The organism is Mycolicibacterium mageritense, assembly GCF_010727475.1.
Lineage (GTDB): Bacteria > Actinomycetota > Actinomycetes > Mycobacteriales > Mycobacteriaceae > Mycobacterium > Mycobacterium mageritense.
In genome coordinates this window covers 3,822,197-3,848,192 of record NZ_AP022567.1, presented here as the reverse complement: position 1 = coordinate 3,848,192, position 25,996 = coordinate 3,822,197, and the positions used below count along the sequence as shown (strand labels likewise).

Annotated in this window: 29 protein-coding genes and 1 riboswitch; of the genes, 20 read left to right on the top strand and 9 right to left on the bottom strand. The window is 67.3% G+C overall.

What is annotated here, in order from left to right:
- Positions 1 to 124 precede the first annotated feature (124 nt).
- Both G6N67_RS18475 and G6N67_RS18470 read left to right on the top strand, forming a co-directional pair.
- Positions 125 to 613, top strand: a complete 489-nt coding sequence (locus G6N67_RS18475) for a CBS domain-containing protein (RefSeq protein WP_229480534.1) — start codon at positions 125 to 127, stop codon at positions 611 to 613.
- A gap of 7 nt (positions 614 to 620) precedes the next feature.
- Complete coding sequence (locus G6N67_RS18470; protein ID WP_036429691.1) at positions 621 to 1,907, top strand: ArsB/NhaD family transporter; 1,287 nt, start codon at positions 621 to 623, stop codon at positions 1,905 to 1,907.
- Positions 1,908 to 1,935: 28 nt separating this feature from the next.
- On the opposite strand, the gene G6N67_RS18465 is transcribed toward G6N67_RS18470, so the two are convergent.
- Both G6N67_RS18465 and G6N67_RS18460 read right to left on the bottom strand, forming a co-directional pair.
- Positions 1,936 to 2,805 (bottom strand): type IV toxin-antitoxin system AbiEi family antitoxin, encoded by an 870-nt coding sequence (locus tag G6N67_RS18465; protein WP_036429693.1) that lies wholly within the window; start codon positions 2,803 to 2,805, stop codon positions 1,936 to 1,938.
- A gap of 94 nt (positions 2,806 to 2,899) precedes the next feature.
- Positions 2,900 to 4,321: an FAD-dependent oxidoreductase gene (locus G6N67_RS18460; protein WP_036434662.1), complete on the bottom strand. Its 1,422-nt coding sequence runs from the start codon at positions 4,319 to 4,321 to the stop codon at positions 2,900 to 2,902.
- Positions 4,322 to 4,444: 123 nt separating this feature from the next.
- Between G6N67_RS18460 and G6N67_RS18455 the strand changes: the two genes are divergently transcribed.
- The 7 genes from G6N67_RS18455 to G6N67_RS18425 are packed head-to-tail and all read left to right on the top strand — an operon-like array spanning position 4,445 to position 11,443.
- On the top strand, positions 4,445 to 7,297 hold the full coding sequence (locus G6N67_RS18455) for a Na+/H+ antiporter subunit A (RefSeq protein WP_036429694.1): 2,853 nt from the start codon (positions 4,445 to 4,447) through the stop codon (positions 7,295 to 7,297).
- Positions 7,294 to 7,755 (top strand): Na(+)/H(+) antiporter subunit C, encoded by a 462-nt coding sequence (locus G6N67_RS18450; protein WP_036429695.1) that lies wholly within the window; start codon positions 7,294 to 7,296, stop codon positions 7,753 to 7,755. The genes G6N67_RS18455 and G6N67_RS18450 overlap by 4 nt, the downstream gene beginning before the upstream one ends.
- Positions 7,752 to 9,347, top strand: coding sequence for a Na+/H+ antiporter subunit D (locus tag G6N67_RS18445; protein ID WP_036429696.1), 1,596 nt, complete (start codon positions 7,752 to 7,754; stop codon positions 9,345 to 9,347). Before G6N67_RS18450 ends, G6N67_RS18445 begins: the two co-directional genes overlap by 4 nt.
- Positions 9,344 to 9,880 carry a Na+/H+ antiporter subunit E gene (locus tag G6N67_RS18440; protein WP_036429698.1) on the top strand — a complete coding sequence of 179 codons (537 nt, stop codon included), beginning with the start codon at positions 9,344 to 9,346 and terminating at the stop codon, positions 9,878 to 9,880. The genes G6N67_RS18445 and G6N67_RS18440 overlap by 4 nt, the downstream gene beginning before the upstream one ends.
- Positions 9,877 to 10,164 carry a monovalent cation/H+ antiporter complex subunit F gene (locus G6N67_RS18435; RefSeq protein WP_036429699.1) on the top strand — a complete coding sequence of 96 codons (288 nt, stop codon included), beginning with the start codon at positions 9,877 to 9,879 and terminating at the stop codon, positions 10,162 to 10,164. Before G6N67_RS18440 ends, G6N67_RS18435 begins: the two co-directional genes overlap by 4 nt.
- Positions 10,161 to 10,505, top strand: a complete 345-nt coding sequence (gene mnhG / locus G6N67_RS18430; RefSeq protein WP_036429700.1) for a monovalent cation/H(+) antiporter subunit G — start codon at positions 10,161 to 10,163, stop codon at positions 10,503 to 10,505. Before G6N67_RS18435 ends, mnhG begins: the two co-directional genes overlap by 4 nt.
- Positions 10,506 to 10,534: 29 nt before the next feature.
- Positions 10,535 to 11,443: an SAM-dependent methyltransferase gene (locus G6N67_RS18425; RefSeq protein ID WP_036434664.1), complete on the top strand. Its 909-nt coding sequence runs from the start codon at positions 10,535 to 10,537 to the stop codon at positions 11,441 to 11,443.
- 56 nt (positions 11,444 to 11,499) lie between these two features.
- Here the strand turns inward: G6N67_RS18425 and G6N67_RS18420 are convergent, their stop codons facing one another.
- From G6N67_RS18420 to G6N67_RS18395, 6 genes are read right to left on the bottom strand one after another with little or no spacing between them, the layout of a single operon-like run.
- Positions 11,500 to 12,117, bottom strand: a complete 618-nt coding sequence (locus G6N67_RS18420; protein WP_036429701.1) for an LON peptidase substrate-binding domain-containing protein — start codon at positions 12,115 to 12,117, stop codon at positions 11,500 to 11,502.
- A 17-nt stretch (positions 12,118 to 12,134) separates the two neighbouring features.
- A complete protein-coding gene (locus G6N67_RS18415) occupies positions 12,135 to 12,557 on the bottom strand; it encodes a hypothetical protein (protein ID WP_036429702.1) in 423 nt (140 codons plus the stop codon).
- A 9-nt stretch (positions 12,558 to 12,566) separates the two neighbouring features.
- Positions 12,567 to 13,697 carry a glutamate--cysteine ligase gene (locus G6N67_RS18410; protein WP_036429703.1) on the bottom strand — a complete coding sequence of 377 codons (1,131 nt, stop codon included), beginning with the start codon at positions 13,695 to 13,697 and terminating at the stop codon, positions 12,567 to 12,569.
- Positions 13,678 to 14,382 (bottom strand): superoxide dismutase[Cu-Zn], encoded by a 705-nt coding sequence (gene sodC, locus G6N67_RS18405; RefSeq protein WP_036429704.1) that lies wholly within the window; start codon positions 14,380 to 14,382, stop codon positions 13,678 to 13,680. The genes G6N67_RS18410 and sodC overlap by 20 nt, the downstream gene beginning before the upstream one ends.
- A 10-nt stretch (positions 14,383 to 14,392) precedes the next feature.
- Complete coding sequence (locus G6N67_RS18400) at positions 14,393 to 14,863, bottom strand: LytR C-terminal domain-containing protein (protein WP_179976832.1); 471 nt, start codon at positions 14,861 to 14,863, stop codon at positions 14,393 to 14,395.
- Positions 14,864 to 14,912: 49 nt separating this feature from the next.
- The gene (locus G6N67_RS18395) at positions 14,913 to 15,221 is read right to left on the bottom strand and encodes a nucleoid-associated protein NapA (RefSeq protein WP_029370048.1); all 309 of its coding nucleotides are present in this window, start codon (positions 15,219 to 15,221) and stop codon (positions 14,913 to 14,915) included.
- A 127-nt stretch (positions 15,222 to 15,348) separates the two neighbouring features.
- Between G6N67_RS18395 and G6N67_RS18390 the strand changes: the two genes are divergently transcribed.
- From G6N67_RS18390 to G6N67_RS18360, 7 genes are all read left to right on the top strand, one after another.
- Positions 15,349 to 15,942 carry a peptide deformylase gene (locus tag G6N67_RS18390; RefSeq protein ID WP_036429707.1) on the top strand — a complete coding sequence of 198 codons (594 nt, stop codon included), beginning with the start codon at positions 15,349 to 15,351 and terminating at the stop codon, positions 15,940 to 15,942.
- On the top strand, positions 15,942 to 16,850 hold the full coding sequence (locus tag G6N67_RS18385; protein WP_419724290.1) for an N-acetylglutamate synthase, CG3035 family: 909 nt from the start codon (positions 15,942 to 15,944) through the stop codon (positions 16,848 to 16,850). Before G6N67_RS18390 ends, G6N67_RS18385 begins: the two co-directional genes overlap by 1 nt.
- A 4-nt stretch (positions 16,851 to 16,854) precedes the next feature.
- Positions 16,855 to 17,637 (top strand): exodeoxyribonuclease III, encoded by a 783-nt coding sequence (locus G6N67_RS18380; protein WP_036429709.1) that lies wholly within the window; start codon positions 16,855 to 16,857, stop codon positions 17,635 to 17,637.
- 75 nt (positions 17,638 to 17,712) lie between these two features.
- Entirely contained in the window at positions 17,713 to 18,102 is a 390-nt protein-coding gene (locus G6N67_RS18375; RefSeq protein ID WP_036429712.1) for a DUF7715 family protein, read from the top strand.
- 70 nt (positions 18,103 to 18,172) lie between these two features.
- Complete coding sequence (locus tag G6N67_RS18370) at positions 18,173 to 18,997, top strand: endo alpha-1,4 polygalactosaminidase (protein ID WP_036434666.1); 825 nt, start codon at positions 18,173 to 18,175, stop codon at positions 18,995 to 18,997.
- 59 nt (positions 18,998 to 19,056) lie between these two features.
- Positions 19,057 to 19,527, top strand: a complete 471-nt coding sequence (locus G6N67_RS18365) for a hypothetical protein (RefSeq protein WP_131524583.1) — start codon at positions 19,057 to 19,059, stop codon at positions 19,525 to 19,527.
- Positions 19,528 to 19,546: 19 nt separating this feature from the next.
- Positions 19,547 to 20,233, top strand: coding sequence for a DUF5642 family protein (locus G6N67_RS18360; RefSeq protein ID WP_036429714.1), 687 nt, complete (start codon positions 19,547 to 19,549; stop codon positions 20,231 to 20,233).
- 3 nt (positions 20,234 to 20,236) lie between these two features.
- Here the strand turns inward: G6N67_RS18360 and G6N67_RS18355 are convergent, their stop codons facing one another.
- Positions 20,237 to 21,994, bottom strand: coding sequence for an MFS transporter (locus G6N67_RS18355; RefSeq protein WP_036429715.1), 1,758 nt, complete (start codon positions 21,992 to 21,994; stop codon positions 20,237 to 20,239).
- A 196-nt stretch (positions 21,995 to 22,190) separates the two neighbouring features.
- Positions 22,191 to 22,300: riboswitch (TPP riboswitch) on the top strand.
- Between G6N67_RS18355 and thiC the strand changes: the two genes are divergently transcribed.
- From thiC to G6N67_RS18335, 4 genes are all read left to right on the top strand, one after another.
- Positions 22,292 to 23,893 carry a phosphomethylpyrimidine synthase ThiC gene (gene thiC, locus G6N67_RS18350; RefSeq protein ID WP_036429716.1) on the top strand — a complete coding sequence of 534 codons (1,602 nt, stop codon included), beginning with the start codon at positions 22,292 to 22,294 and terminating at the stop codon, positions 23,891 to 23,893. Its footprint overlaps the riboswitch before it by 9 nt.
- Positions 23,890 to 24,726: a bifunctional hydroxymethylpyrimidine kinase/phosphomethylpyrimidine kinase gene (gene thiD / locus G6N67_RS18345; RefSeq protein WP_036429718.1), complete on the top strand. Its 837-nt coding sequence runs from the start codon at positions 23,890 to 23,892 to the stop codon at positions 24,724 to 24,726. Before thiC ends, thiD begins: the two co-directional genes overlap by 4 nt.
- 4 nt (positions 24,727 to 24,730) lie before the next feature.
- On the top strand, positions 24,731 to 25,363 hold the full coding sequence (locus G6N67_RS18340) for an alpha/beta hydrolase family protein (RefSeq protein ID WP_036429719.1): 633 nt from the start codon (positions 24,731 to 24,733) through the stop codon (positions 25,361 to 25,363).
- Between the two features lie 20 nt (positions 25,364 to 25,383).
- Positions 25,384 to 25,980, top strand: coding sequence for a septum formation family protein (locus G6N67_RS18335; RefSeq protein WP_036429720.1), 597 nt, complete (start codon positions 25,384 to 25,386; stop codon positions 25,978 to 25,980).
- Positions 25,981 to 25,996 lie beyond the last annotated feature (16 nt).

Genomic DNA, 25,996 nt, shown 5'->3' with positions numbered 1-25,996 from the left:
ACATCAGTTTTTGTCCATACAGGCGGCATCCCCCGCGGAATGGGTGTCAGCCCCGATGGTCAGTGCCCGCCGCACCGCAGAAACTGAGCCCAATCCACGCCCGGCGACTCGGAGAACGAGGACCATGACCGTAGCGACCCACTGGAACGAAGACATGCAAGCACATGAGATCGCCGTCCACCCGCCGACGGTCCGCATCGACGACCCGGTGTCCAAGGCGGTCCAGCTCATGGTGGTCAACCGGCTGCCCGGGCTCGTGGTGGTCGACGACTCCGGACGGCCCGTCGCGGTACTGCCCGGAACGCAGGTGCTACGCCTGGCGATACCCGAGTCCTACCAAGACGATCCGGCTCTGGTCCGCACGGTCGACGAGATCCACGCCGACCTGTTCTGGCACGGACCGGGCAAGCTCACGGTCGGAGACTGCCTCCCGACGCCCGTGGCGAAGCCGGCCACGGTGTCACCCGACGCGACGCTGCTGGAGATCGCGACGGTGATGGCGAACAAGCGCAGTCCGCTCATCGCGGTCGTCGACCGCACCGGCCGGCTCACCGGAGCGGTGACCCTCGAACGGCTCCTGACCAGTCTGGCGGTGGCCGGGCCGGGCGACTGATCCCCCGGTGCTCGCCCCGATTCTGGCGCTGACGATATTCGTCACCGCCTTCTGGTTCATCGCCACCGAACGGGCCGACAAGGTCAAGACCGTCCTGGTCGCGGCAGGCCTGATGGCGTTGCTCGGGCTCATTCCCGGCGAGCGGGTCTTCTACTCCGAGCACGAGGGCATCGACTGGAACGTCATCTTCCTGCTGCTCGGCATGATGGTGATCGTCGGCGTCATCAAACAGACCGGGCTGTTCGACTTCCTCGCGATCTGGGCGGCAAAACGCTCGCGCGGCAAGCCGTTCCGGCTCATGGTGATGCTGATGCTGATCACCGCGATCGCGTCGCCCGTGCTCGACAACGTCACGATCATCCTGCTGGTCGCCCCCGTCACGCTGGTGATCTGCGACCGGCTGCGGATCTCGCCGCAGCCCTACCTGATCGCGGAAGTGTTGGCGTCCAACATCGGTGGTGCTGCCACGCTGATCGGCGACCCGCCCAACATCATCATCGGCAGCCGGGCGGGCTTGACGTTCAACGACTTCCTGATTCACATGGCGCCGGCCGTGGTCATCATCTTCGCGCTGTTCGTGGCGTTCACCCGGGTCTTGTTCCGCAAGGATCTGCGCGCCGACGAGGTTCACATCGACGAGGTCATGGCACTGCAGGAACGCCGTGCCATCAAGGACACCCGGCTGCTCGTGCGTTCGCTCGTGGTACTGAACCTCGTGATCATCGGTTTCGCACTGCATTCGGTGCTGCATGTCGCGCCGTCGGTGGTGGCGCTGCTCGGGGCCGGATTGATGTTGTTGGTCACCGACATCGACGTGGCCGAGGTGCTGCCCGAGGTGGAATGGCCGACGCTGGTGTTCTTCATGGGTCTGTTCGTGATGGTGGCGGGGCTCGTGCACACCGGCGTGATCGGCAAGCTCGGCTCGGTGGCCGAATCCGCGTTCGACGACAACTGGTTCGGCGCGGCCACGGCGTTGTTGTTCGGCTCGGCGATCGTCGGCGCATTCGTCGACAACATCCCCTACACCGCGACCATGACGCCCGTCGTCGAATCCATGGTGGCCCAGACGCCGGACGCGGGAACCGGTCAGGCCCTGTGGTGGGCGTTCGCGCTCGGCGCGTGTTTCTCCGGCAACGGCACGGCGATCGCGGCGAGCGCTAACGTCGTCGCGATCGGCATCGCGCAACGCGCCGGGCACGCGATCAGTTTCTGGCGGTTCACCCGCTACGGCATCGTGGTGACGCTGCTGAGCACGGCCCTGGCGTGGGTGTACGTCTGGCTGCGCTACTTCTGAGACGCCGAGGCTGTACTGAGGGACAAGGTCACGCCGATTTTTGTCCCTGACTACAGTCTCGGCGCCAGCCGCGGCTGCGCAGCGCTCGTTCGACTCGTGCGAGGACATCCGCGATGGTGTCTTCGGCGATCACGCGGATGACGATCCACCGCATGGCCTCGAGCTTGCGCAGGGTCTTCTGGTCCTGCACATAGCGTTTGCGATCGGACTGATGGAAGACGCCGTCGTAGTTGACGCCGACACCGAACCGCTCCCAACCCATGTCGAGCACCGCCACGATGCGGCCGCGTCCTTCGATCACCATGATCTGGGTTTCGTCGGGCGGCATACCGGCGTCGGTCAGTCGCAGGCGCAGCCACGTTTCGCGCGGGGAATCGGCACCCGCGTCGACCAGCGGCAGCGCGGCTTTCAGAGCCCGGATCCCCCGAACGGCCGGATAGCGTTCGATGAGCGGGGTGACGTCGTCGACCGTGACCCGCAGGGTCCAGGCGAGCGCATCGATCCGTGCGACGGCCTCGTCGCGTGGGTAGTGGCGCCCGAGGTCGAACACGGTACGCGCAGGTGTGGTGACCGGTATACCCACGACCCGTTTGATCTCGTCGTCGGCAAGGGTTTCGTTGCGCACCACCAAGCCCGCCGGTGGCCGGGTGTTGTTCCAGACAAGCTCGATGGGGATGTCGGTGTCCACATACGCCGCGCCGTGCAGAGCCGACGCGGCCACGCCTGCGATCACCGCCCGACGCCCCGACCACAGCCAGGCGCCGACTGTCCGGTCGCGCAGCGTCGGTTCACCTCGGACATATACGTCGGGAAACAGCCGCTGGTAGTGATGTCGAAGCTCGTTACGCGTCACGACCCCTTTGGCCAACGCTTCACTGCCGATGATCACCCCACCCATGGCGGAATGTTGGCACGCGGTACCGACACCACACCGAGGCTGTACTCAAGGACAAATCAGACCCGACTCTTGTCCCTCACTACACTCTCGGTGCCTAGCCCCGCTCAACCCAGTGCCCGATCGCGGCCCGCACGTCGGCTGACCGCGGCAACCGCTCACTGGCCCACGCGACATACCCGTCGGGCCGCACCAGCACCGCGTCGGGCAGTTCGGGCCGGTGGTCGATCGCGTGCACCACATCGCACCCTGCGACGTCCACCGGAGCCGCGGTGACAAGCACGAACTTGCCCGCACGCAGCAGCTCGTAGAGGCGGACGCCACCGCAGTCCAGGTCGGCGATACGACGCCCGACCAGCCAGTCCTCTTCACGCGACCGCGGATAGGCGATGCCGATGCCGCTGAGCCGCTCGGCCAGGAATCGCCGCGTGCGCGGGATGCGCAGCACTATGCCGAGTACGAAAACCCGGAGCCGACGCGTGGCCGCCGAGCTCAACACCACCTGGTTGAACGCGTCGGTCAGCCGCAGCACCGCGGCACCGACGGGATGCCGCTCGCGCTCATAGGTGTCCAGCAACCACGGCGGCGCCTGCCCGCGGACCGCCTCGGCGAGTTTCCAACCGAGGTTGAAGGCGTCGCCGAGACCCGTGTTCATGCCCTGCCCACCCAGCGGCGAATGCACGTGGGCGGCGTCGCCCGCCAGGAACACGCGCCCGGACCGGTAGTGCCGGGCCTGGCGCCGCTCGCTGAGGAATCGCGAGCTCCAGCGCATGTCGGTCATGCCGTAGTCACCGCCGGCGATGCGGCGAAACGCGTCCCGCATCTCGTCGAGCGTCACCGGTTCGTCCAGCGGCGCCTGTTCCCGCAGCCGGTCCCACGCGATGGCGCGGAACCAGCCATCACCGAACGGCACGAACAGCACGACGCCTTCCGGGCTGGTCCGGGCGAACAGCGTTTCGGCCGGCGGTGCCGCCAACCGGACGTCGGCCAGCAGGATGTGGGTCTCGTACTGTTTGCCGACGAAGTCGATGCCGACCAGTTCGCGGACAGCGCTGTGCGCACCGTCGCACCCGACGACGTAGTCGGCGCGCAGGCTTGCGCCGTCGGCGAGCTCGACCGTCACGCCGTCGTCGTCCCGAGTCAGCCCGACCACCTTGGCACCCCGGCGCACCTCGACGCCGAGCTCGGCGGCCCGCGCTTCCAGGAGATGCTCGGTCCCGCTTTGCGGAACGATCAGCACCATGCCGAACTGCGTGGGCAGTGTGCGCAGATCCAGCGTCGCCCCGCCCGGTGGTGCCACCTCATATACCGGGACGCCGCGGGTCAGCAATTCGTCGGCCAGCCCGCGCCCGTCGAGCAGCTCCAGGGTGCGGGCATGCACGGCAAACGCCCTAGTGATGTTGGGAACCGTGGTGCGTTCCTCGAGCAGGCGCACGGTCGCTCCGCCGAGTGCCAGCTCGCACGCGAGCATAAGACCGGTGGGGCCGGCCCCGACTACCACGACGTCACCCGTGGCCATCAGCTGATGGTAGCCACAACGGCCCACGTAGAATGCACTTAAACCAAAGCCACTCATGCCGGTGCTCTTCGCGCAAGCGCTCATCGGTAGCCGACACCCCGACCCCAACCCGATCGGAGTGCCATGCTCGCCGTCCTGCTCGCCCACGCGGTAGCCACCGCGCTGGCGCCCCTCATGGTGGCCAAATGGGGACGGCGAGCGTTCTACCCCTTGGCGCTGGTACCGCTCGGCTCACTGGTCTGGGTCGCGCAGAACTGGCCGAGCCGCGACCGCGTCCCGACCCTGAGCATCCCGTGGCTGCCCGAGCTGTCGATGGACATCACGCTGCGGTTCGACTCGCTCGCCGCGATCATGAGTGTGCTGGTGCTGGCGATCGGCGCCTTGGTGCTGTTCTACTGCGGCGAGTACTTCCACCATCACGGCGACAAGGTCGAGAAGCGACTGCCCAGCTTCGCCGCCGAGCTGGTCGCGTTCTCCGGGTCGATGTTCGGCCTGGTGGTCAGCGACAACATGCTCGTGCTCTACATCTTCTGGGAAACGACGACGGTGCTGTCGTTCCTGTTGGTCGGTCATTACGCCGAGCGCGCCACGAGCCGCCGCGCCGCCACCCAGGCATTGCTGGTGACGACGTTCGGCGGGCTGGCCATGCTGGTCGGCATCATCGTGCTCGGCAATCTGGCCGGCACCTATCTGCTGTCCGAATTGATCGCCTCGCCGCCCGGCGGCGCCGCGGCATCCATCGGCGTGGCCCTGATCCTCGTCGGCGCGCTGTCGAAGTCGGCGATCGTGCCGATGCACTTCTGGCTGCCCGGCGCGATGGCCGCGCCCACCCCGGTCAGTGCGTACCTGCACGCCGCGGCCATGGTCAAGGCCGGCGTGTACCTCGTGGCGCGCATGGCGCCCGGGTTCGCCGACACGTCGCTGTGGCGACCGATGGTGGTCGGACTCGGCTTGCTCACGATGCTGCTGGCCGGTTGGCGCGCGGTCCGGGAGTACGACCTCAAACTCATCCTGGCGTTCGGCACCGTCAGCCAGCTCGGCCTGATCACGGTCATGGTGGGCACGGGTGGCAGCGACATGATGCTGGCCGGCCTGGCCATGCTGTGCGCGCACGCGATGTTCAAGGCCGCGCTGTTCATGGTGGTCGGCGTCATCGACCACACCACGGGCACCCGCGACATCCGGCGGCTCGCCGGGCTGGGGCAGCGGCACCGCCCGCTGTTGATCATCGCCGCGTGTGCGACCGCCAGCATGGCTGCGCTGCCCCCGTTCTTCGGCTTCGTCGCCAAGGAAGCCGACCTGGAAACCGTGCTGCACAGCCCTGCGCTCGGCACGGCCGCCCCGTTCGTGCTCACCGGCATCGTGGTCGGCTCGGTGTTCACCACGATCTACAGCCTGCGGTTCATGTGGGGCGCGTTCGCTGCAAAGGGGCTGCCCGCGCCCAGCACCCGGGTGGCTGAAATGCATCAGCCCTCAGTACTTTTCCTGACGGCTCCGACAATCCTGGCCGCCGCGGGCCTGCTGTTCGGGCTCTGGCCGGCCGGGCTGGACTCGGTGCTCGACGAATACGCCGACACCATGCCCGGCGGTTCCGGCTACCACCTCGCGTTGTGGCACGGCTTCGGCCTGCCGCTGCTGCTGTCGGTCGTGGTGCTCGCCGTCGGCACCGCGGTGTTCTTCGGCCGGCGCAGCCTGCCCCGCACCCGGTTCGCCTACCAACCGCTGGGCAACGCGGACCGCATGTACGACGCGGTGATCCGCGGGCTGGACGTCGCCTCGGTGCGGCTGACCGGCGAAACCCAGCGCGGCTCGCTGCCTGCCACGCAGTCGGTGATCCTGTCGACACTGGTCCTGCTGCCCATCGCGATGCTGGCCCTCGGGGCCCGGAACCGCCCGGAGTTCGAACTGTGGGATTCCCCGCTCCAGGTGGTGGTCGGGTTGCTGATGCTCGCCGCGGCCATCAGTGCGACGGTGATGCGCAACCGGCTGGCCGCGGTGCTGCTGGTGGGTGTGACGGGCTACGGCTGCGGCGCGATCTTCGCCTTCCACGGCGCGCCTGACCTGGCGTTGACCCAATTCCTGGTCGAGACACTGGTTTTGGTGATCTTCGTGCTGGTGCTTCGGGTTCTGCCCGCCGAGGCCGACGCCACCAACATCAACCGCTACCGGCTGCCCCGCGCGGTACTCGCGCTGGCCGTGGGGGCCACCGTCACGGCGCTCGGCGCGTTCGCGATGGCCGCCCGGACCGGGCCCGGGATCGCCGAATTGCTGCCCGATGCCGCCTATTACCGCGGTCACGGCGCCAACACCGTCAACGTGCTCCTGGTCGACATCCGGGCCTGGGACACCATGGGCGAGATCATGGTCCTGCTGGTGGCCGCGACGGGCGTGGCCTCGCTGGTGTTCCGGCACCGCCGCTTCGGCGCCGCGCCGCGTCTCAGCTCCGCCGTCGGGCAACCCGACATCGGACCGATCGGGGCCTACAGTCCGGCGGCCGGCGACGTGACGTGGCTGCGGGGCAGCGAGGTGCGTGATCCCCGCTACCGGTCACTCGTCCTGGAGGTCGCGACCCGGGTCATCTTCCCGCTCATCATGGTGCTGTCGGCCTACTTCTTCTTCGCCGGGCACAACACGCCCGGCGGCGGTTTCGCGGGTGGGCTGACCGCTGGTCTGGCGTTGGTGCTGCGGTATCTGGCCGGTGGCCGTTACGAACTCGGCGAGACTCTGCCGCTGGACGCGGGCAAGATCCTGGGCACGGGGCTGGCCCTGTCGGCCGGGACCGCGGTCGCCTCACTGCTGTTCGGTGCACCGGCCCTGTCCTCGGCCGTGCTGCAGTTCGACGTTCCGGTATTGGGTTCGGTCAAGATGGTGACCGCGCTGTTCTTCGATTTGGGGGTGTATCTCATCGTTGTCGGTTTGGTGCTCGACATCCTGCGCAGTCTCGGCGCCCGAGTGGATGTGGAGATGGCCAGATGACGACGTACCTGGTGCCGCTCGTGATCATCGGCGGCCTCACGAGCGCGGGCGTGTACCTGCTGCTCGAGCGCAACCTGACCCGGATGTTGTTGGGCCTGCTGCTGATCGGCAATGCCGTGAACCTGCTGATCCTGACCGTCGGGGGTAAATCGGGCAATCCACCGATCCGCGGGCGCACCAGCAACGGCGCCACGACCGAGGCAGATCCGTTGGCGCAGGGCATGATTCTCACCGCGATCGTCATCAGCATGGGGCTTGCGGCGTTCGTGCTGGCCCTGGCCTACCGCTCGTACCGGCTCACCACGGTCGAAGAAGTCAGTGACGATCCCGAGGACACCCGGGTGTCACAGCAGTCGGGCCCGGACGAAGAGGAAGAGATCCCGCAACCCGACCCCAACCGCGACACCGACGCTCCCGACGAGCTGGACGCGCTGCCCGGGTTCGAGGGGTCGAAATGAACGCGCAAGCCTTGATCCCGCTGCCCGTGCTGATCCCCGCGCTCGCCGCAGCGGTGACCCTCGTCGCGGGACGGCGGCCCCAGCTGCAACGGATCATCACCCAGGTGGCGCTGGTCGCGGTGGTCGCGGTGTGCGCTGCACTGGTGTACCTGGCCGACCGGGACGGCACCCTGGTCCTGCACGTCGGTGGCTGGGGTCAGAGTGTGCCGGGCATGGGGCCGCTCGGCATCACCCTTGTGGTGGACCGGCTTTCGGCGCTCATGCTCGTGGTGTCGGCGATCGTGTTGCTCGCGGTGGTGGTGTACGCCATCGGGCAGGGTATTCGCGACGGCGACGAACGCCAGCCCGTGTCGATCTTCATGCCCACCTACCTGGTGCTCTCGGCGGGCGTGTGCACGGCCTTCCTGGCCGGTGACCTGTTCAACCTGTTCGTCGGCTTCGAGGTGCTGCTGGCCGCGAGCTTCGTGCTGCTGACCATCGGCGCCAGCATGGACCGGGTCCGCGCAGGCATCTCCTACGTGCTGGTCTCGATGGTGTCGTCGATGATCTTCCTGATCGGCATCGCGCTCGTGTACGCGTCGACCGGCACCCTCAACATGGCCGAACTCGCGGTGCGTCTCGACGACGTTCCGTCGGGCACCCGCACGGCACTGTTCGCGGTGCTTCTCGTCGCGTTCGGCATCAAGGCCGCGGTGTTCCCGCTGTCGACGTGGCTGCCCGACTCCTACCCCACCGCGCCCGCACCGGTGACTGCGGTGTTCGCGGGCTTGCTGACGAAAGTCGGTGTGTACGCGATCATCCGGGCCCACTCACTGCTGTTCCCGGGCGGTGGACTGGACTCGGTGCTGCTGGTGGCCGGCCTGCTGACGATGATCATCGGGATCCTCGGTGCGATCGCCCAGAGCGACATCAAGCGGCTGCTGTCGTTCACCCTTGTCAGCCACATCGGCTACATGGTGTTCGGCATCGCACTGGCCAGCCAGCTCGGCATGTCCGGCGCGATCTACTACGTGGCCCACCACATCGTGGTGCAGACGACACTGTTCCTGGTGGTCGGGCTCATCGAACGGCAGGCGGGTGCGTCGACGCTGCAGCGGCTCGGCGGGCTCGCCGCCGCGAGCCCGGTACTGGCCTTCGTGTTCGTGGTGCCTGCCCTCAACCTCGGTGGTATCCCGCCGTTCTCGGGCTTCATCGGCAAGGTCGCGCTGCTCGAGGCGGGCGCCGAGAACGGTTCAGTCCTGGCCTGGACCCTGGTGACCGGCAGCGTGGTCACGAGCCTGCTGACGCTGTACGTGGTGGCCCGGGTGTGGACGAAGGCGTTCTGGCGGTCGCGTGCCGACGCACCCGAAGGGCATCTGGCTGCGGCCGCGCCTTCGGTGCTGCTCGACGACATCCAGGACATCCAGTTCGCCGACCGCGACAGTGTGGGACGCATGCCGGTCGGAATGTTGATTCCGACGGGCGCCCTGATCGTCGTCGGCCTGACACTGACCGTCGCGGCCGGACCGATCTTCGGCTACAGCGAACGCGCGGCGGCCGAGGTGCTCGACCGTGGGCAGTACATCTCGGCGGTGTTGGGAGGTGCGCAGTGAGGCGGTTGATGCTGCGGGCCTGGCTGCTGTGCTTCCTGATCCTCGTGTGGATTCTGTTGTGGGGCACCGTGTCAGCCGCGAACATCCTCAGCGGTTTGGCGGTGGCGGTGCTGATCACCGTGCTGCTGCCGCTGCCCGCGGTACCCGTCGAGGGCCGCGTGCATCCGCTGTCCCTGCTCAAACTGATCCTGCTGGTGGCCTACTACCTGGTGTTGTCCTCGGTGCAGGTGGCCTGGCTGGCCATCCGGCCGGGGCCGCCACCGCTCGTCGCGGTGCTGCGCGCACACCTGGCCCTCAAGTCGGATCTGGTGCTGGCGTTGGCCGTCAACATCTTCAACCTGATCCCCGGATCGATCGTGCTCGAGATCGACCAGACGCGGCGAATGCTCTATCTGCACGTCATCGACGTCGGCTCGGAGCGTGCCGTGCAGCGCTTCTACAAGCAGGTCGCCGAGGTCGAGCGGCTGCTGGTGGCGGCGTTCGAGCGCGACGAGGACTGGCGCCCGGCCGCGAAGGAGGCCGACGCATCATGAGTTGGGTCTGGATCACCGCTGCGGTCATGTTGACCCTGGCCGCGGTCATCACGATGTTCCGGTTGCTGGCCGGGCCCAGCACGCTCGATCGACTGGTGGCACTGGACACCTTGGTGTCGGTCACGATGTGCGCGATCGGCACCTGGGCGGCATTCAGTTTGGACACCACCGTCACGTACAGCCTTACGGCGCTGGCCCTGATCAGCTTCGTCGGCTCGGTCAGCGTCGCGCGGTTCCGGGTGCCCGACACCGACAGACCACGTAGCCGACGGGAGTCCTCGTGAGCGCTCTCGACATCATCACCGCCGTCCTGATCCTCGGCGGATCGACGCTCGCGTTGACCGCCGCGATCGGGATCGTCCGATTCCCCGACACGCTGTCGCGAATGCACGCCGCCAGTAAGCCCCAGGTGCTGGGCCTGCTGCTGGTGCTCGCCGGGGCCGCGATCCGGCTGCGCGGCCACGCCGACGTTGGCATGCTGATCCTCACCGGGCTGTTCACCGTCATCACGGCGCCGGTGATCGCCAACCGCGTCGGTCAATTGGCCTACCGCGAGCAGACCATTCGCGATGATCTGCTGACCCGTGACGAGATGGCCGAGTTCGGCGAGACCGACACCAAGTGAGTTCGCGCCCGCACGTGGACACTGGAAGCATGGCCAGAACTGACGACGACAGCTGGGACATCACCGAGAGCGTCGGCGCGACCGCGCTCGGCGTGGCGATGGCGCGTGCCCATGAAACCGAATCCGATTGCCCGTTGTTCACCGACCGCTATGCCCAGGTGTTTCTCGACGCCGCGGCGGCGCGCGGCTGGCATCCACCGACGGGTGCCATGGGTCAACGCATCCGGGCGATCTCGGACTACGCCGCGTCACGGACCAAGTGGTTCGACGATTTCTTCATCGCCGCGGGCGGGACGGGGATCGCTCAGGCCGTGATCCTGGCGTCCGGTCTCGACGCGCGGGCGTGGCGCCTGCCGTGGATCGACGGCACCGTGGTCTACGAGATCGACCAACCGCAGGTGCTGCAGTTCAAGGCGGACACACTGCAGGCCGCACACGCCGAGCCGGCGGCCCATCATGTGGCGGTGCCGGTCGATCTTCGCCAGGACTGGCCGAAGGCATTGGTGGACAGCGGGTTCAACCCCGACAAACCGACCGTGTGGTCTGTCGAGGGCCTGCTGCCCTATCTGCCTGCCGAGGCACAGGATCTGCTGTTCGAACGGGTCACCCAGCTGTCCGCCGAGGGCAGCCGGATCGGAGTCGAGGCGTTCAGCGAGGATTTCTTCACCGACGAATATCTGGCGCGACGCCGGCAACGGATCCAGGAGATGCGGGAGCAGGCCGCCGAGGCGGGCGAGGACATGCCGGACCCAGAGCAGCTCTGGTTCCTCGAGGAACGCGCACATGTCCCCGACTGGCTGATGGATCACGGCTGGCAGGTCTCCACGATCACGGCGGCCGACCTGATGGAGCGCTATCACCGCCCCGTCACGGCCGATACCGAAGGAATGCCAACGCTATTCGTCGGTGGCGTGCTGGTCGACAAGCGCGACGAGTGACGGCGACACCCAACCGCGCATCACGGCAACCCCTCACTACAGTTTCGCGGCCCCGGCTACTCCGAAAGCTGAAACTCCACCATCGCGGTAACGGTGTCGACGGCCTCGCTCAACGCCTCAAGCCGCGCGGGCTGGGTTGGCGCCGACAGCACCGCGTATCGATCGGCCTGTCCCATCGGCACGCGGGAGGCCAACGCGTACAAGAGGATTGACGGATCCGCAGCGGCTGCCGCGGCAGCCACGATGTCACGGCTGCGGATCGCGGTGCCGCGCGCCTGCCCGATCAGGTCGAACAGCGCCACCATCCGGTCCTGGACATCTTCGATCCGGGCCATATCGACCGGATCGCCTGGTTCGTCGTCCCACACCTCGACATCGGCGCGCGGGTACGGATCGTCATCGAGCCAGCGCCGCACCCGAATCCGCTCGCCCATCACGCAGCGCAACCGAAACCGGCCGACACCGAGATCCTGGCAATCCACGATCCGCGCGAGCGCACCGACGTCACACCGCTGGTCGCCACCACCGACCTCACGGCCGGCCGCGATCAGCACCACCCCGAAAGCCGGTTCCGGCATGGCCATACAGTCGCCCACCATCGCCACGTACCGCGGTTCGAAGATCCGCAGCGGCAGTTCCTCTCCGGGCAGCATCGCCACCTCGAGCGGGAACATCGGCGTGACAGACAAGATCAACCGGGAACCTTGTTGTTGATCGCGTCGACCACCGTCGACCCGGGCGGCGCGATCACACACATCGCCCCGATGAAACTGGTCCACAGCAGCGGATTTCGTTTCATGCCCGGATAACCGTTGTCACCCAGCAGGTCGACCATGCCCCGCTTGGTGGCGTCGTCCATGGTCGAGTACTCGCTGCAGGTCGTCGCCATCCCGTTGGGGGGTGGGGTCGCCGCGCCACCGGGTGCCGGCGCTCCGGTGGACACCGGCGGCGGCAACGGCATCCATGTCGGCGACGTGCTCCGCGTCGTGGTGGTGGTCGTCGTGGTGATCTCGGTCTGGTCGGGGTCGGCCATCGGCGTGCCTGCGGTGACGTTGTTGCATGCGGCAAGCGCGAGCACGCCAACGGCAATCCCGGCCACCATCACACCGCGCATCTGCCCACCCTATAACTCCAGTTCACCGATCAGGGCGTCGACAACTTCGCGCAAATCGCCGTCGCTCTCCTCGGCCACTCGGCGTTGCCGCTGATAGGACGCGCCGTTGTGGTAGATGTCGGACACCGCGGCCAGCTCGTCGGCGCAATTCAATGACCGGGCGACTGGCTCCAGGTGGTTGAGCAGATCGTCGAGATCCTCGGTGACCAACCGCTCATTGCTGTCGGAGTCGAGGATGATCACCGCGTCGAGCCCGTAACGTGCAGCGCGCCACTTGTTTTCCTGCACATGCCACGGCGGCATGGTGGGCAGCAGCTCGCCCGCGTCGAGCCTGCGGTCGAGGTCGACGATAAGGCAGTGCGTCAACGCCACCAGCGCACCGAGCTCGCGGACGTTGGAAACTCCGTCGAAGATGCGGACCTCCACCGTGCCGAGGTGCGGCGAGGGCCGGATGTCCCAACGGATCTCGTTGAGATGGTCGATGATGCCGGTCTTCTTCTGGTCGTGCACAAAGCCTTCGAATTCCGGCCAGGCCTGGAATTGGAACGGCAGGCCCGCGGTCGGCAGTTGCTGGAACATCATCGCCCGGTTGCTGGCGTACCCGGTGTCCTCGCCCTCCCAGAACGGCGACGACGCCGACAGCGCCAGCAGGTGAGGGTATTGATTGAGCAGCGACGAGATGATCGGCATCACCTTGTGCGCCGAGGAGACCCCGACGTGCACGTGCACGCCCCAGATCAGCATCTGCCTGCCCCACCACTGGGTCCGCTTGATCAGCTCGGCGTACCGCGGGGCGTCCGTCAGCTGCTGGGCCGACCACTTCGCGAACGGATGGGTGCCGGCACAGAACAGCTCCATGCCGCGGTCGTGCACGATCTTGCGCACCGTGCCGAGCGTGCTGCGCAGGTCGTCCATCGCCTCACCGGTGTTGTCGCAGATTCCGGTGACGAGTTCGATGGTGTTGCGCAGCAGCTCCTTGTGCACGTGCGGGTTCTCGCCGAGTTCGGCGATCACCTCGGCGGCCTCGTTGCTCAGATCACGCGTGTCGGCGTCGACGAGAGCGAACTCCCACTCGACGCCGACAGTGGGCCGGGGCGACCCGGCGAAATCGATGCGGCTGTCAGCCTGCGCCGATGACACCGCACGCCACCCGGCCGCCCGCGTCGCCGGTGGCCATCGTCGCCTGATCGGGGCCAGGGGTGCCGTTGACCTGCTGGTACTTCTCCGGCGGGATGTTGGCGAAGTTGTCCGCCTTCTCGTGGATGATGATGGCGGTCTTGGCGCCGGACTGCAGATCTTCTGCGGTGAACGCGTCGGTGGTGGTCACCAGCTTGCCCGACCCGTCCTGGCGGATCTGCAGCGAGCTCAGGTCACCGCTCGACGGGTGGCCGGTGTGCCCGGCGACCTGGAAGTGCCCGCCGGCCGAGTTGAAGTCGCCCGGGGCACCGCCCGTGGGGGCCACCGAGTTGGCCTCGCACTTGCCGACCGAGTGGATGTGCAGGCCATGGAAACCCGGAGTCAGCTTGCCCGGTGCGGTGGTCTCGACGGTGACCGTGGCGAAGCCGTCGGCGAACTGGATCTCTGCGGTGGCGACCGACGTCCCGTCAGCGGTCTTGAGGTCGGCGGTCAGTGTCTCGCCTGCGGCACCTTCGGCACCCGGGGCGCTGCCGTGCTCGCCGGGCGCGGCCGACGGCGACGTGGAGCCGGTCCAGATGGCCGGCGTGGTGCCGGGCTGACTGGACGCCTGCTCACCGGGCGGGCTGCAGGCGCTCAACGCGACGACAGGGGCTGCAAAAAGGACGGCGACACTGACAGGCTTCAGCATGTGCCAAAGCCTAGCCGGTGACTACCACGATCACGCCTGGTGGTTGCTCGGCAAGTTCGGGCAGTCTCGGTTCGACCGGAGCTTGCAGCACCTTTCCCACTTCTTCGGCGGCTTCGCGCTCGCCTTCGGCGCCACCGAAGTACACCGTGGTGCCCGTAACACCCTCCAGCGTGAGGTTTCCCGTCTCGGTGACATCCCATTGCGCTTCACGCAGCCGGTTGGCCGTGCCTTCCGCGGCACCGGCCACGTCTGAGATGTTGTAGACCCGCACGACGGGCTTGGCCGCGGCAGGCGCCGGCTTGGCCGAAGATTTGGCCGTCGTGGTGGTCGTGACGGCGGTGGCCACCGTCGAATCGTCACCCGAGGAGTCGTCGTCGGATCCGAGCGCCTGGAATCCGACCAACAGGAAAACCACCCCGAGAAACAACAGCACCATCACCATGGCGCGCAGGGGCAGCCCGGAGGATTCTCTCTGATTCATCGAGTCCACTGTATCGAGCGAGCCGCCCGATCCCACATTCGTCGACCCTTTATGTGACGTCGAACCCAAGGCGGCGCGCCGCGCGCGCCTTCTGCCTACTGGCCCGCAGCCGACGTAGCCGCTTGACCAGCATGGGGTCGGCCGCCAGTGCTTCCGGGCGGTCTACCAATGCATTGAGAACCTGGTAGTACCGCGTTGCCGACATCGAGAACAGCTCTTTGATCGCGTCTTCCTTGCTGCCCGCGTACTTCCACCATTGGCGCTCGAACGCCAAAATATCGTGTTCGCGGCGGGTGAGCCCGTCGGTGAGATCAGAGTCGTCCCCGGATCGCTCAGTCCGCGCCATGGCGCCGTCCATATTGCTCCCTGGACCCTTCCGACACTCGTGAAATGACATCGCTGTGGTTCGGCGATCATTCAACCACGGCTTGCTGGCTAGAGGTGACACATAAGCCCGCGAGTCGGCTCACATAAGCTTTTCCCTCATGGCCGTCGTACCCATTCGCATCGTCGGAGATCCCGTTCTGCACACGCCGACCGAGCCGGTTCCCGTCGGCGCGGACGGTTCGCTGCCGGACGACCTGCCGGAGCTCATCCAGACCATGTACGACACGATGGATGCCGCCAACGGGGTTGGCCTGGCCGCCAACCAGATCGGTGTCGCCAAGCGGTTGTTCGTCTACGACTGCGCCGAGACACGCGGCCGTTCGGTGCGCCACCGGGGCGTGGTCATCAATCCGGTGCTCGAGACTTCCGAAGTTCCCGAGACCATGCCCGACCCCGACGACGACGAAGAGGGTTGCCTGTCGGTGCCGGGTGAGAACTTCCCGACCGGTCGGGCCGACTGGGCCCGCGTGACAGGTCTTGACGCCGACGGCTCCCCCGTCACCCTCGAGGGCACCGATCTGTTTGCCCGGATGCTGCAGCACGAGACCGGGCATCTCGACGGCTTCCTCTACATCGACAAGCTGGTGGGCCGGCATGCCCGCGCCGCCAAGCGCGCCGTGAAGCGCAACGGCTGGGGTGTGCCCGGCTTGAGCTGGACACCCGGCGAGGTTCCCGATCCGTTCGGGCACTGATGGACATGCCCGCGGTGGGCAGCCGGGTCAGCCTGCGCTATCGCCTGCCACCCGGGTCGGGCAAGCCGCTCACCGACGTCGTCGGGCACGTCGAGCAGGTTGATCCCGCCGTGCTGGTGCGGACCAAATCCGGCGAGCTCGTCACGGTCGCGCAGGCTGACGTCGTGAGTGTGCGCGAGTTGTCGCATGCCCCGGTCCGGGCATCGGAGATCCGCGCGCTCGAACACGCGGCCGCGCTGGCGTGGCCCGGCACCGAGCAGCGGTGGCTCGGCGGTTGGTTCGCGCGCGCCGGCCACGGAGTCACCAGCAGGGCGAACTCGGCTCTGCCACTTGATGTTTCGGCGCAGGTCGCCGATCTGACCGCGGTCGTCGAGTGGTACCGCGAATGCGGGCTGCCCGCATGGCTCGCGTTACCCGAACGGCTGGTCCCGATCCGGGCCGAGGGCATCAAACCGGCCCGGGTCATGGTGCGGGATCTCGCCGGCGCCGCTGCACCGGTGCCAGACGTCACGCTGGCGCCGCACCCGGATGCGGCCTGGCTGCGGATATATGAGCGCGAGGTGCCTGTCGATGTGTTGACCGCGGTGATCGACGGCGAGTTGACGTTCGCATCGACTGGGTACGCCGTCGGCCGGGGCGCGGTGACGACCGCACCGGACGGCGCCCGCTGGCTGGGCATCTCCTCGGTCCGCGTCGACCCGGCGCATCGCAGGCAGGGCCAGGCCCGCGCGGTGTGCGACGCCCTGGTGAGCTGGGGTGCCGAAACGGGCGCCGAGCGCGCCTACATCCAGGTCGAGGTCGACAACCATGCGGCCATCGCGCTGTACACCGCGCTGGGCTTCCGTCTGCACCACCAGACGCGCTACGTCCTGGCCGACGACATCCTCGCGCCCGCCCGTAACCTCTAACCTCATGCGCCTGGCCACCTGGAACGTCAATTCGATCCGCACCCGCGTCGACCGGGTCACCGATTGGCTCTCCCGCGCCGACGTCGACGTGCTCGCGATGCAGGAGACCAAGTGCACCGACGAGCAGTTCCCCACCATGCCGTTCGCCGCGTTGGGCTACGAGGTCGCCCACGTCGGCTTCAACCAGTGGAACGGCGTGGCGATCGCGTCCCGGGTCGGCCTGGACGATGTGCAGATCGGGTTCGACAACCAGCCCGGCTGGGAGGCCGTGGCCGAAGCCCGGGCGATCGCCGCGACATGCGGCGGCGTTCGGGTCTGGAGTCTCTACATCCCGAACGGCCGCACGGTCGGCTCGCCGCACTATGCCTACAAGCTGGATTGGCTTGCCGCGCTTCGCGACAACGCCCAGAAATGGCTGGCCGACGATCCCGCGGCGCAGATCGCGCTGGTGGGCGACTGGAACATCGCACCCACCGACGAGGACGTCTGGGACGTAGAGTTCTTCAAGGGATCCACGCACGTCACAGAACTGGAGCGCACCGCGTTCACATCGATCGTCGAAGCCCAATTCACCGATGTGGTACGGCCTTTCACGCCAGGCCCGGGTGTCTACACCTACTGGGATTACACGCAGCTGCGGTTCCCCAAGAAGCAGGGCATGCGGATCGACTTCATCCTCGGCTCCCCCGCGTTCGCCGGGCGGGTCAACCACGCCGAGATCGTGCGCGAGGAGCGTAAGGGCAAGCAGCCCAGCGATCACGCCCCGGTGCTGGTGGAGCTCGGCTGACCTGCCCCTCGCCCAGCATCGTAGTTGTCGGTGCCCGCACGTACGGTTCGGAACATCCGAGCTGGAGGGCCGAACATGAAAATTCTTGTGGCAACCGGGCACACGCAGGGCTACGCGCCGACGGACTACCACTACTGCATCCAGGGCGAATTGGTGTGGATCCAGGAGCCCTGCTCGCGGGACCACGACGATCCTGACGGGCCGTGCGGCTGCGGTCGTGGGTTCGCCGGCGCCGCATCGCATCGAGCCACCACCACCGCAGAGGTGGTGGAGTCCGAACTGACCCGCGACGACGTCGTCCAGGCATTTCAGACCAGTCTGGCCGACGGCGGCTGGCCCGTCGAATGGGCAGAGGAGGTCGCCGACGACAACCTGCGGATCGCTCAGTACTTCCCGGACGGATCCGTGATCACCCGTCGTCTCGATGGGTTCGTGCTGCGCGCCGTCACGTTGGGCCGCGGCTGAGCCAATCCGGAGCTGCGCGCGAATCATCAGCCCGGCAAGGAAATTGACATGCGGGCGTAGCATCATGGCCATGCTCCGTGGCTGGCACGGACGGCTCGTGCCGATCCTGATTCTTGCCCTGCTGAGCGCAGTGGGGTGCGCCGCGGCACCCGAACCGGGCAGCTCAACCGAATCGACGAGCTCAAGCGGCCCGTGGTGGCAGCCGACGGGTAAGCCCACCTGGCAATGGCAGCTGGACGACGAGCCGGTCGACACGGCGGTGCAGGCAGAGGTCTTCGACATCGACCTGTTCGACAACTCGGCGGCCGTGGTGGATTCCCTGCACGCCCGCGGGAGCCGCGTGATCTGTTACTTCACCGCGGGGTCGTGGGAGCCGTACCGCCCGGACAGCGCAGCGTTCGACGCCGATCTGCTGGGTGGCCCGGTCCAAGGCTGGCCCGACGAACGGTGGCTCGACATCCGCCGAATCGACAAGCTGCGCCCGCTCCTGGCCGCGCGTCTGGACATGTGCCGGGACAAGGGTTTTGACGGCGCCGAGCCAGATTGGGCAGACAACCATCTACAGGACACCGGTTTCGACATCGGCGCAGAAGACCAGTTGCGCTTCAACCGCATGCTGGCCGATCTGGCCCATGAGCGGGGACTGGCCATCGGGCTCAAGAACGACCTCGACCAGGCCGCGGTGCTGGCCGAGCTGTTCGACTACTCGGTCGTCGAGCAGTGCATCGAATTCGACGAGTGCGCGGCGCTGGAACCGTTCACCGATCGCAAAAAGCCGGTGTTCAGCGCGGAGTACCACGTGACACGCGACGTCGCGTGTCCGCAGGCGGAGAGCCTTGGGCTGGCCACGATTCTCAAGCGTGTCGAGCTCGACGCGTGGCGGGAGACCTGCTGATCGGTGCGTTCACGCGGGCAGCCCTGTGCCTACGATGTGACAAAGACCAGGGGGAAGCCATGAGCACAGTCCGCGGGTTGGTGTGCACGGTGATCATCGGTGCGGCGACGACGGTTGCCGTGCCGCACGCGCAGGCCGACGTCCACTTCGTCGGCTGTGCCTTCACGGTCGCCATGCCGTTCATCTACGACGTGAACGGGCAGCAGTACGTGGGCAGCCGGGTGGACGCCACGAACTGCACGACCAACCTGGGCAGCACACCCATCCAGTTCGAGATGGAGATGTCGGTTTCCAATCAGGAGCCCGACGGCCGGTGGGCCGCACACACCAATCATTACCTGGAGACCCGCGACGTCCACGACGGTGACTCGTTCTCGGTGACCTTCCCGAACAACGACCAGCTGATCCCGCTCAAGCCCGGCGGCTACCTCGCCAGCGCCACCGCCGTGAGCGGCGTGCCCGGGTATCTCGAACCACAGCACATCGCGGCGTCACAGTTCTCGTGGGGCGTCCCGTCGGCGACGGGCTGAACCCGGTTAGTCTCGACCGATGTCCAGCTGGGTGCGCCTCGGGTTCGTCGCGTTGCTCACGGCGCTGACGGTTTCCGGGTGCGGCGCCGACGCTCCGGAAGCACCGACCGGCAGTTCACCGGCCGCATCGGCGCCCGCGGTCGAGCCCGCGGGCGGCTACGACATCACCCGAATTCACGAGCTGCAGAACCAGTTTCCGCCCGGCTACACGGTGAAGCCGCTGCCCCCGATCACCCTTACGCAGGAACAGGTCGACCAGTTGGGCGGGTTGTCGGGCGCCATGCCGTTCACGTTCGATCCCCCGCACTGCGACACGATGCTCAAACCGGTGCCCGCGACGGCGGGGGCCCGGTCGGAAGGCCTCGACGCGCAGGGCGTCGAACCCATCACCGTGATCGCAGTCCAGTCTCCGACCCCGGCACGTAGCGAGGTCGGCGCGGGTTGCGACCATGTCAGTGTCCGGTCACCCGGTGTCGCGGAGGGCACCGTCGAGCGCATTGCCGGACCGGACATCAGCGGAGCCGACACCATGGGCGTGCGGATCCATCTCAACGTCAACCTCAAGCAGACCACCCGATCGATGGACCGCTACACGTTCGTGGCCACGCTCAGCCCGACCACGGCCGTCGTCGTCCAGGGCGATGCCAACGCCGACGTGCTACAGGATCTACTCACCAAATCGGTTGCGGCGCTGCGATATCAGTGAGCGTCACGCCGCGTTGTCGGCTCCGGCCTCCGTGCCGTAGCGCCCCGCGTTGAACATCGACGCGATCGCACCGATCACCATCATCACCGCGGCGGCGACGAACACCACCGTGAGCCCGGAGTGGAACGGCTCGGTGATGAGCCGCGGGAAGAACTCCTGACCCGTGAGCACGTCGGCGTTGACCCCGGGCTGCTGCAGCGCGTGCGACGGTGCGAGCAGCTCGGCGATCGGGTTGTAGCCCAGGAACGCCGCGAAAAGGCTGCCGACCGGCGGCAGCTGCGCGACGTCCTGCGCCACGGCGGGGGCGACACCTTGCTGTTCCAACCCGGCGCTCATCGCGCTGGGCAGGGTTCCGGCCAGTCCGATGATCATGAGCGAGAAGAAGATCCCGATCGACAGTGACGAGCCCGCATTGAAGAACGTCGCCCGCACGCCCGACGCCGCACCGCGTTCGGCGGCGGGCACCGATGACATGATCGCGGCCGTGTTGGGTGCGGTGAAGATGCCGCCGCCGAGCCCATTGAGGAACACCAGGGCCGCGAACAGCCAGTAGTTGAAGTCGACCGGGATCATCACCAGGGCGACGAACGTGACGGCCATCAGCAGCATGCCGCCGACGGTGAACGGGCGGGCGCCGTAGCGGTCTGACAGCGTCCCGGCCAACGGGCCCGACACCAGGAAGCCGATGGTCATCGGCAGCATGTAGATGCCCGCCCACAGCGGTGTCGACTCGAAGCTGTATCCGTGCAGCGGCAGCCAAATGCCCTGCAACCAGATGATGAGCATGAACTGCAGGCCACCGCGTCCCACCGAGGACATCAGCCCCGCCAGGTTGCCCATGCCGAACGCGGCCGAGCGGAAGAGCCTGATGTTCATCATCGGATGCTCGACGTGCAGCTCGATGAAACAGAACGCGACCAGAAGCAGCACTCCGCCGATGATCGAACCCAGCACCCATGGGTTGGTCCAGCCCGTGGTCGAGTCGCCGTAGGGCTGGATGCCGTACGTGATGCCGGTCAGCAGCACCGTCAGACCGATGCCGAACGTCAGGGTGCCCGCCCAGTCCAGCCGGCCGGGGCTGCGTACCCCGAGTTCACGCAGCGACCGGTAGCTCCAGATGGTGCCGAGGATGCCGACCGGGACACCCACCCAGAAGATGGCCCGCCAGTCCCATTCGGAGAGCACCCCACCGATGAGCAGTCCGAGGAACGAACCCGCGACCGCGGCGACCATGTTGACGCCGAGCGCCATGCCGCGCTGGTTGGCGGGGAACGCGTCGGTGAGGATCGCCGACGACGACGCCATGAGCATCGCCCCGCCGACGCCCTGCACGACGCGCCAGGCGATCAGCCACACCGCGCCGCCACCGAGGTCGAACGGATCGATCGACAGTGCGATCGCGGCGACCGTGAACACCACGAATCCGAGGTTGTAGATGCGGACGCGGCCGTACATGTCGCCGAGCCGGCCGAACAGCACCACGAGCACCGCGGTCACCACGAGGTAGCCCATGAGCATCCACAGCAGGTAGCTGACGTTGGCCGGCGCCAGCGGGTTGAGCCCGATGCCGCGGAAGATCGCGGGCAGTGAGATCAGCACGATCGAGGCGTTGATGGTCGCCATCAACGTGCCGAGGGTGGTGTTGGACAGCGCGATCCACTTGTACAGCGGGTGGTCGTGATCCATGCGCACGCGTCGGCGCGCGGTCTCGGCTGCAGCGGTGTCGGTGGCGGTGTCGGTTTCGGATCCAGTCGTCGTCATATCTGCCGTCATGTCGGTGGAAGTCAAGCCTGTCGTGATCTGTCGTCGGGTTCGCACAACCCAGAACACATATATTAGCTATGCAAATCAACGAACGGCAATTCGTGCCGCCGCACCGGGCCACCTGGCAATTCACTGGGAACCGCAATCCGGTTCCCCCGGCCGTACCGACTGCGCTAGGTTGGGCACTGCCAGAAACAAACCACGCGGGAGCGCGCACCGAGCGCGCTGAGAGGACGGGTAGGCCCGTCGACCGTAAGAACCTGACCGGGTAATGCCGGCGTAGGGAGATTTTTCATGAGCAGTGCTGTTGTTGTCGACGCCTCCGTGACCACCGGCCCCATCACCGGTAGCACCAAGATCTACGTCGACGGGGTGCCGTTCCGCAGGGTCAATCTGACCAACGGTGAGCACCTCGACCTCTACGACACCTCGGGTCCGTACACCGACGAGGACGCCACCATCGACCTCACCAAGGGTCTGCCGCCCCGCCCAGGGGTGGTGCGCGACCGCGGCACCCAGCTGCAACGTGCACGTGCCGGCGAGATCACCGCCGAGATGGCGTTCATCGCTGCGCGCGAAGGGGTTTCGCCGGAGCTTGTGCGCGACGAGGTCGCCAGGGGCCGGGCCGTGATCCCCGCCAACCACAACCACCCCGAGAGCGAGCCGATGATCATCGGCAAGGCGTTCGCGGTGAAAGTCAATGCCAACATCGGCAATTCGGCGGTCACCAGCTCCATCGGTGAAGAGGTCGACAAGATGGTGTGGGCCACCCGCTGGGGCGCCGACACCATCATGGACCTGTCCACCGGCCGCAACATCCATGAGACCCGCGAGTGGATCCTGCGCAACTCCCCCGTCCCGGTCGGCACCGTGCCGATCTACCAGGCGCTGGAGAAGGTCAACGGCGATCCCACCAAGATGACGTGGGAGCTCTACCGCGACACCGTGATCGAGCAGTGCGAGCAGGGCGTCGACTACATGACGGTGCACGCAGGCGTGCTGCTGCGCTACATCCCGCTGACCGTCAACCGGGTCACCGGCATCGTGAGCCGCGGCGGGTCGATCATGGCGGCCTGGTGCCTCGCGCATCATCAGGAGTCGTTCCTGTACACCAACTTCCACGAACTGTGCGAGATCCTGGCCCGCTATGACGTGACGTTCTCCCTGGGTGACGGCCTGCGCCCCGGGTCGATCGCCGACGCCAACGACGAGGCCCAGTTCGCCGAGCTGCGTACGCTCGGTGAACTCACCAAGATCGCGAAGTCCCATGGCGTGCAGGTGATGATCGAAGGCCCCGGCCACGTGCCGATGCACAAGATCGTCGAGAACGTGCGGCTGGAGGAGGAACTCTGCGAAGAGGCCCCGTTCTACACGCTGGGCCCGCTGGCGACCGACATCGCGCCGGCCTATGACCACATCACGTCGGCCATCGGCGCGGCGATCATCGCCCAGGCCGGCACCGCGATGCTGTGCTACGTCACGCCCAAGGAACACCTGGGCCTGCCGGATCGCAAGGACGTCAAGGACGGCGTGATCGCCTACAAGATCGCCGCACACGCCGCCGACCTCGCCAAGGGCCACCCACGGGCCCAAGAACGCGACGACGCGTTGTCCAAGGCGCGCTTCGAGTTCCGCTGGCATGACCAGTTCGCACTGTCGCTGGATCCGGACACCGCCCGGGAGTTCCACGACGAGACGCTGCCGGCCGAACCCGCCAAGACCGCGCACTTCTGCTCGATGTGCGGGCCCAAGTTCTGCTCGATGCGGATCACCCAAGATATCCGGGATGCCTACCCCAATGGAGTGCCCGACGAGATCGCGCAGGGCATGGCGGAGAAATCGCAGGAGTTCGCCGACCACGGCAACAGGGTGTATCTACCACTGGCAACGTCATGAATTTCCTTCCGCTGACCCCGCCGGGCCAGACGCCGCACCGGGTGATGACCATCGCCGGGTCGGATTCCGGTGGCGGTGCAGGCATCCAGGCCGACATGCGTACGTTCGCGATGCTCGGCCTGCACGGCCTGGTCACCGTGACTGCGGTGACCGTGCAGAACTCCGTGGGCGTCAAGGGTTTTCACGAGGTTCCGCTGGACGTGATCTCGGACCAGCTCGAGGCCGTGGCCTCCGACATCGGGTTGCAGGCCGCCAAGACCGGCATGCTCGCGTCGTCGGCGATCATCGAGACCGTCGCCGAGACGTGGGACCAGCTGAGCCTCGACGCACCGCTGGTGGTGGATCCGGTGTGCGCGTCGATGCACGGTGACCCGCTGCTGCATCCCAGCGCACTGGATGCCCTGCGCACCAGGCTGTTTCCGCTCGCCACGCTCGTCACTCCGAACCTCGACGAGGTCCGGTTGCTCACCGGTATCGACGTCGTGGACACCGCGACGCAGCGTGACGCCGCCAAGGCCCTGCACGCGCTCGGCCCGAAATGGGCGCTGGTCAAGGGCGGCCACCTGCGGACCTCGACGCGTGCCCCGGACCTGTTGTTCGACGGCACCGAGTTCCACGAGTTCGACGCGGAACGCATCGACACCGGCCATGACCACGGTGCGGGCGACACCCTTGCGGCGGCCACGGCGAGCGCGCTGGCACACGGCTGTTCGGTGCCCGACGCGGTGGCCTTCGCCAAGCAGTGGGTGACCGAATGCCTGCGGGCGGCCTATCCGCTGGGCCACGGCCACGGCCCGGTGTCGGCGCTCTTCAGGCTTACCGCTCTAGATTGAACGGATGAAGCTCGACCAGATCCTGACCGCGGTCGACGGTGTCGCGCACCAACCCGACACCACCCCGACAGGCATCGTCGTCCTCACGCACGGTGCCGGCGGCAATCGCGATTCCCCGATGCTGGTCCGGATCTGCGACGAGTGGGCGTCGCGCGGCTGGCTCGCGATCCGCTACAACCTGCCGTACCGGCGGCGCAGGCCGAAAGGCCCGCCCTCGGGATCAGCCGCGGGTGACCAGGACGGGATCGGCGAGGCCATCCGGCTGGCCCGCACGCTCACCGAGGGCCCGGTGATGGCCGGCGGGCATTCCTATGGCGGGCGCATGACCTCGATGGTGGCGGCCGACGGCGCCGGACCGGACGTGCTGACGCTGTTCTCCTATCCGCTGCATCCGCCCGGAAAGCCGGAACGCGCCCGCACCGAGCACCTGCCCCGCATCGACGTGCCGACGGTGTTCACGCATGGCAGCGCCGATTCGTTCGGCACTCTCGACGAGATCGGCGCCGCGGCAGGGCTGGTCGCGGGGCCCACCGAGGTCGTCGCGATCACCGGGGCCCGGCACGACCTGGGCTCCAAGAAACTCGATGTGCCTGCGCTGGCCGTGGATGCGGCACTGCGGCTGCTCGCACAGCGCTGAGATCCGGTTATCGTCTCATCATGACCATGCCGCCGGGGCCACCGCCGTACGGCCCGCCGCCGGGCCACGGATATCCGCCGCCCGGTCACGGGTACCCGCCACCCGGTCACGGGTATCCGCCACCCCCGCCCCAGCCGTATTCGAACCCGCAGAACCAGTTTCCGGCGCCGCAGAAGAAGTCTCCGGTCCTCAAGTGGGTGCTCGTCGCCGTCGCGGCGGTGGTGGTGCTCGCGGTGGGCGGCGTGGTCGCGGTCTGGATGATCGTCAGCCGCAGCTCGGTTCAGGCCACCGACGTCAAGACCGGCGACTGCCTGTCCGAGATCCCCGACAACAGCCGCGTGATGTTCGTCAAGACGGTGCCGTGCGACGAACCGCACAAGGGCGAGGTTTACACCGTGCTGGCCATGCCCGACGGAGCGTTTCCGGGGGACGCCGCGGTATCGGCGTTCACGGACAAGTGTGGTCCCGCGTTTGCCCAGCGGGCGCCGCAGGCAGCTGACGATCCCGCGGTATCGGTGTTCGTGTTGTACCCGACCGCCGACTCGTGGAAGCAAGGCGACCGCACGGTGACGTGCATCGCGACGACCAAGGCGCCGCGGACCGGAAAATTCGGGTAGTCCTCTACTCTAAGTA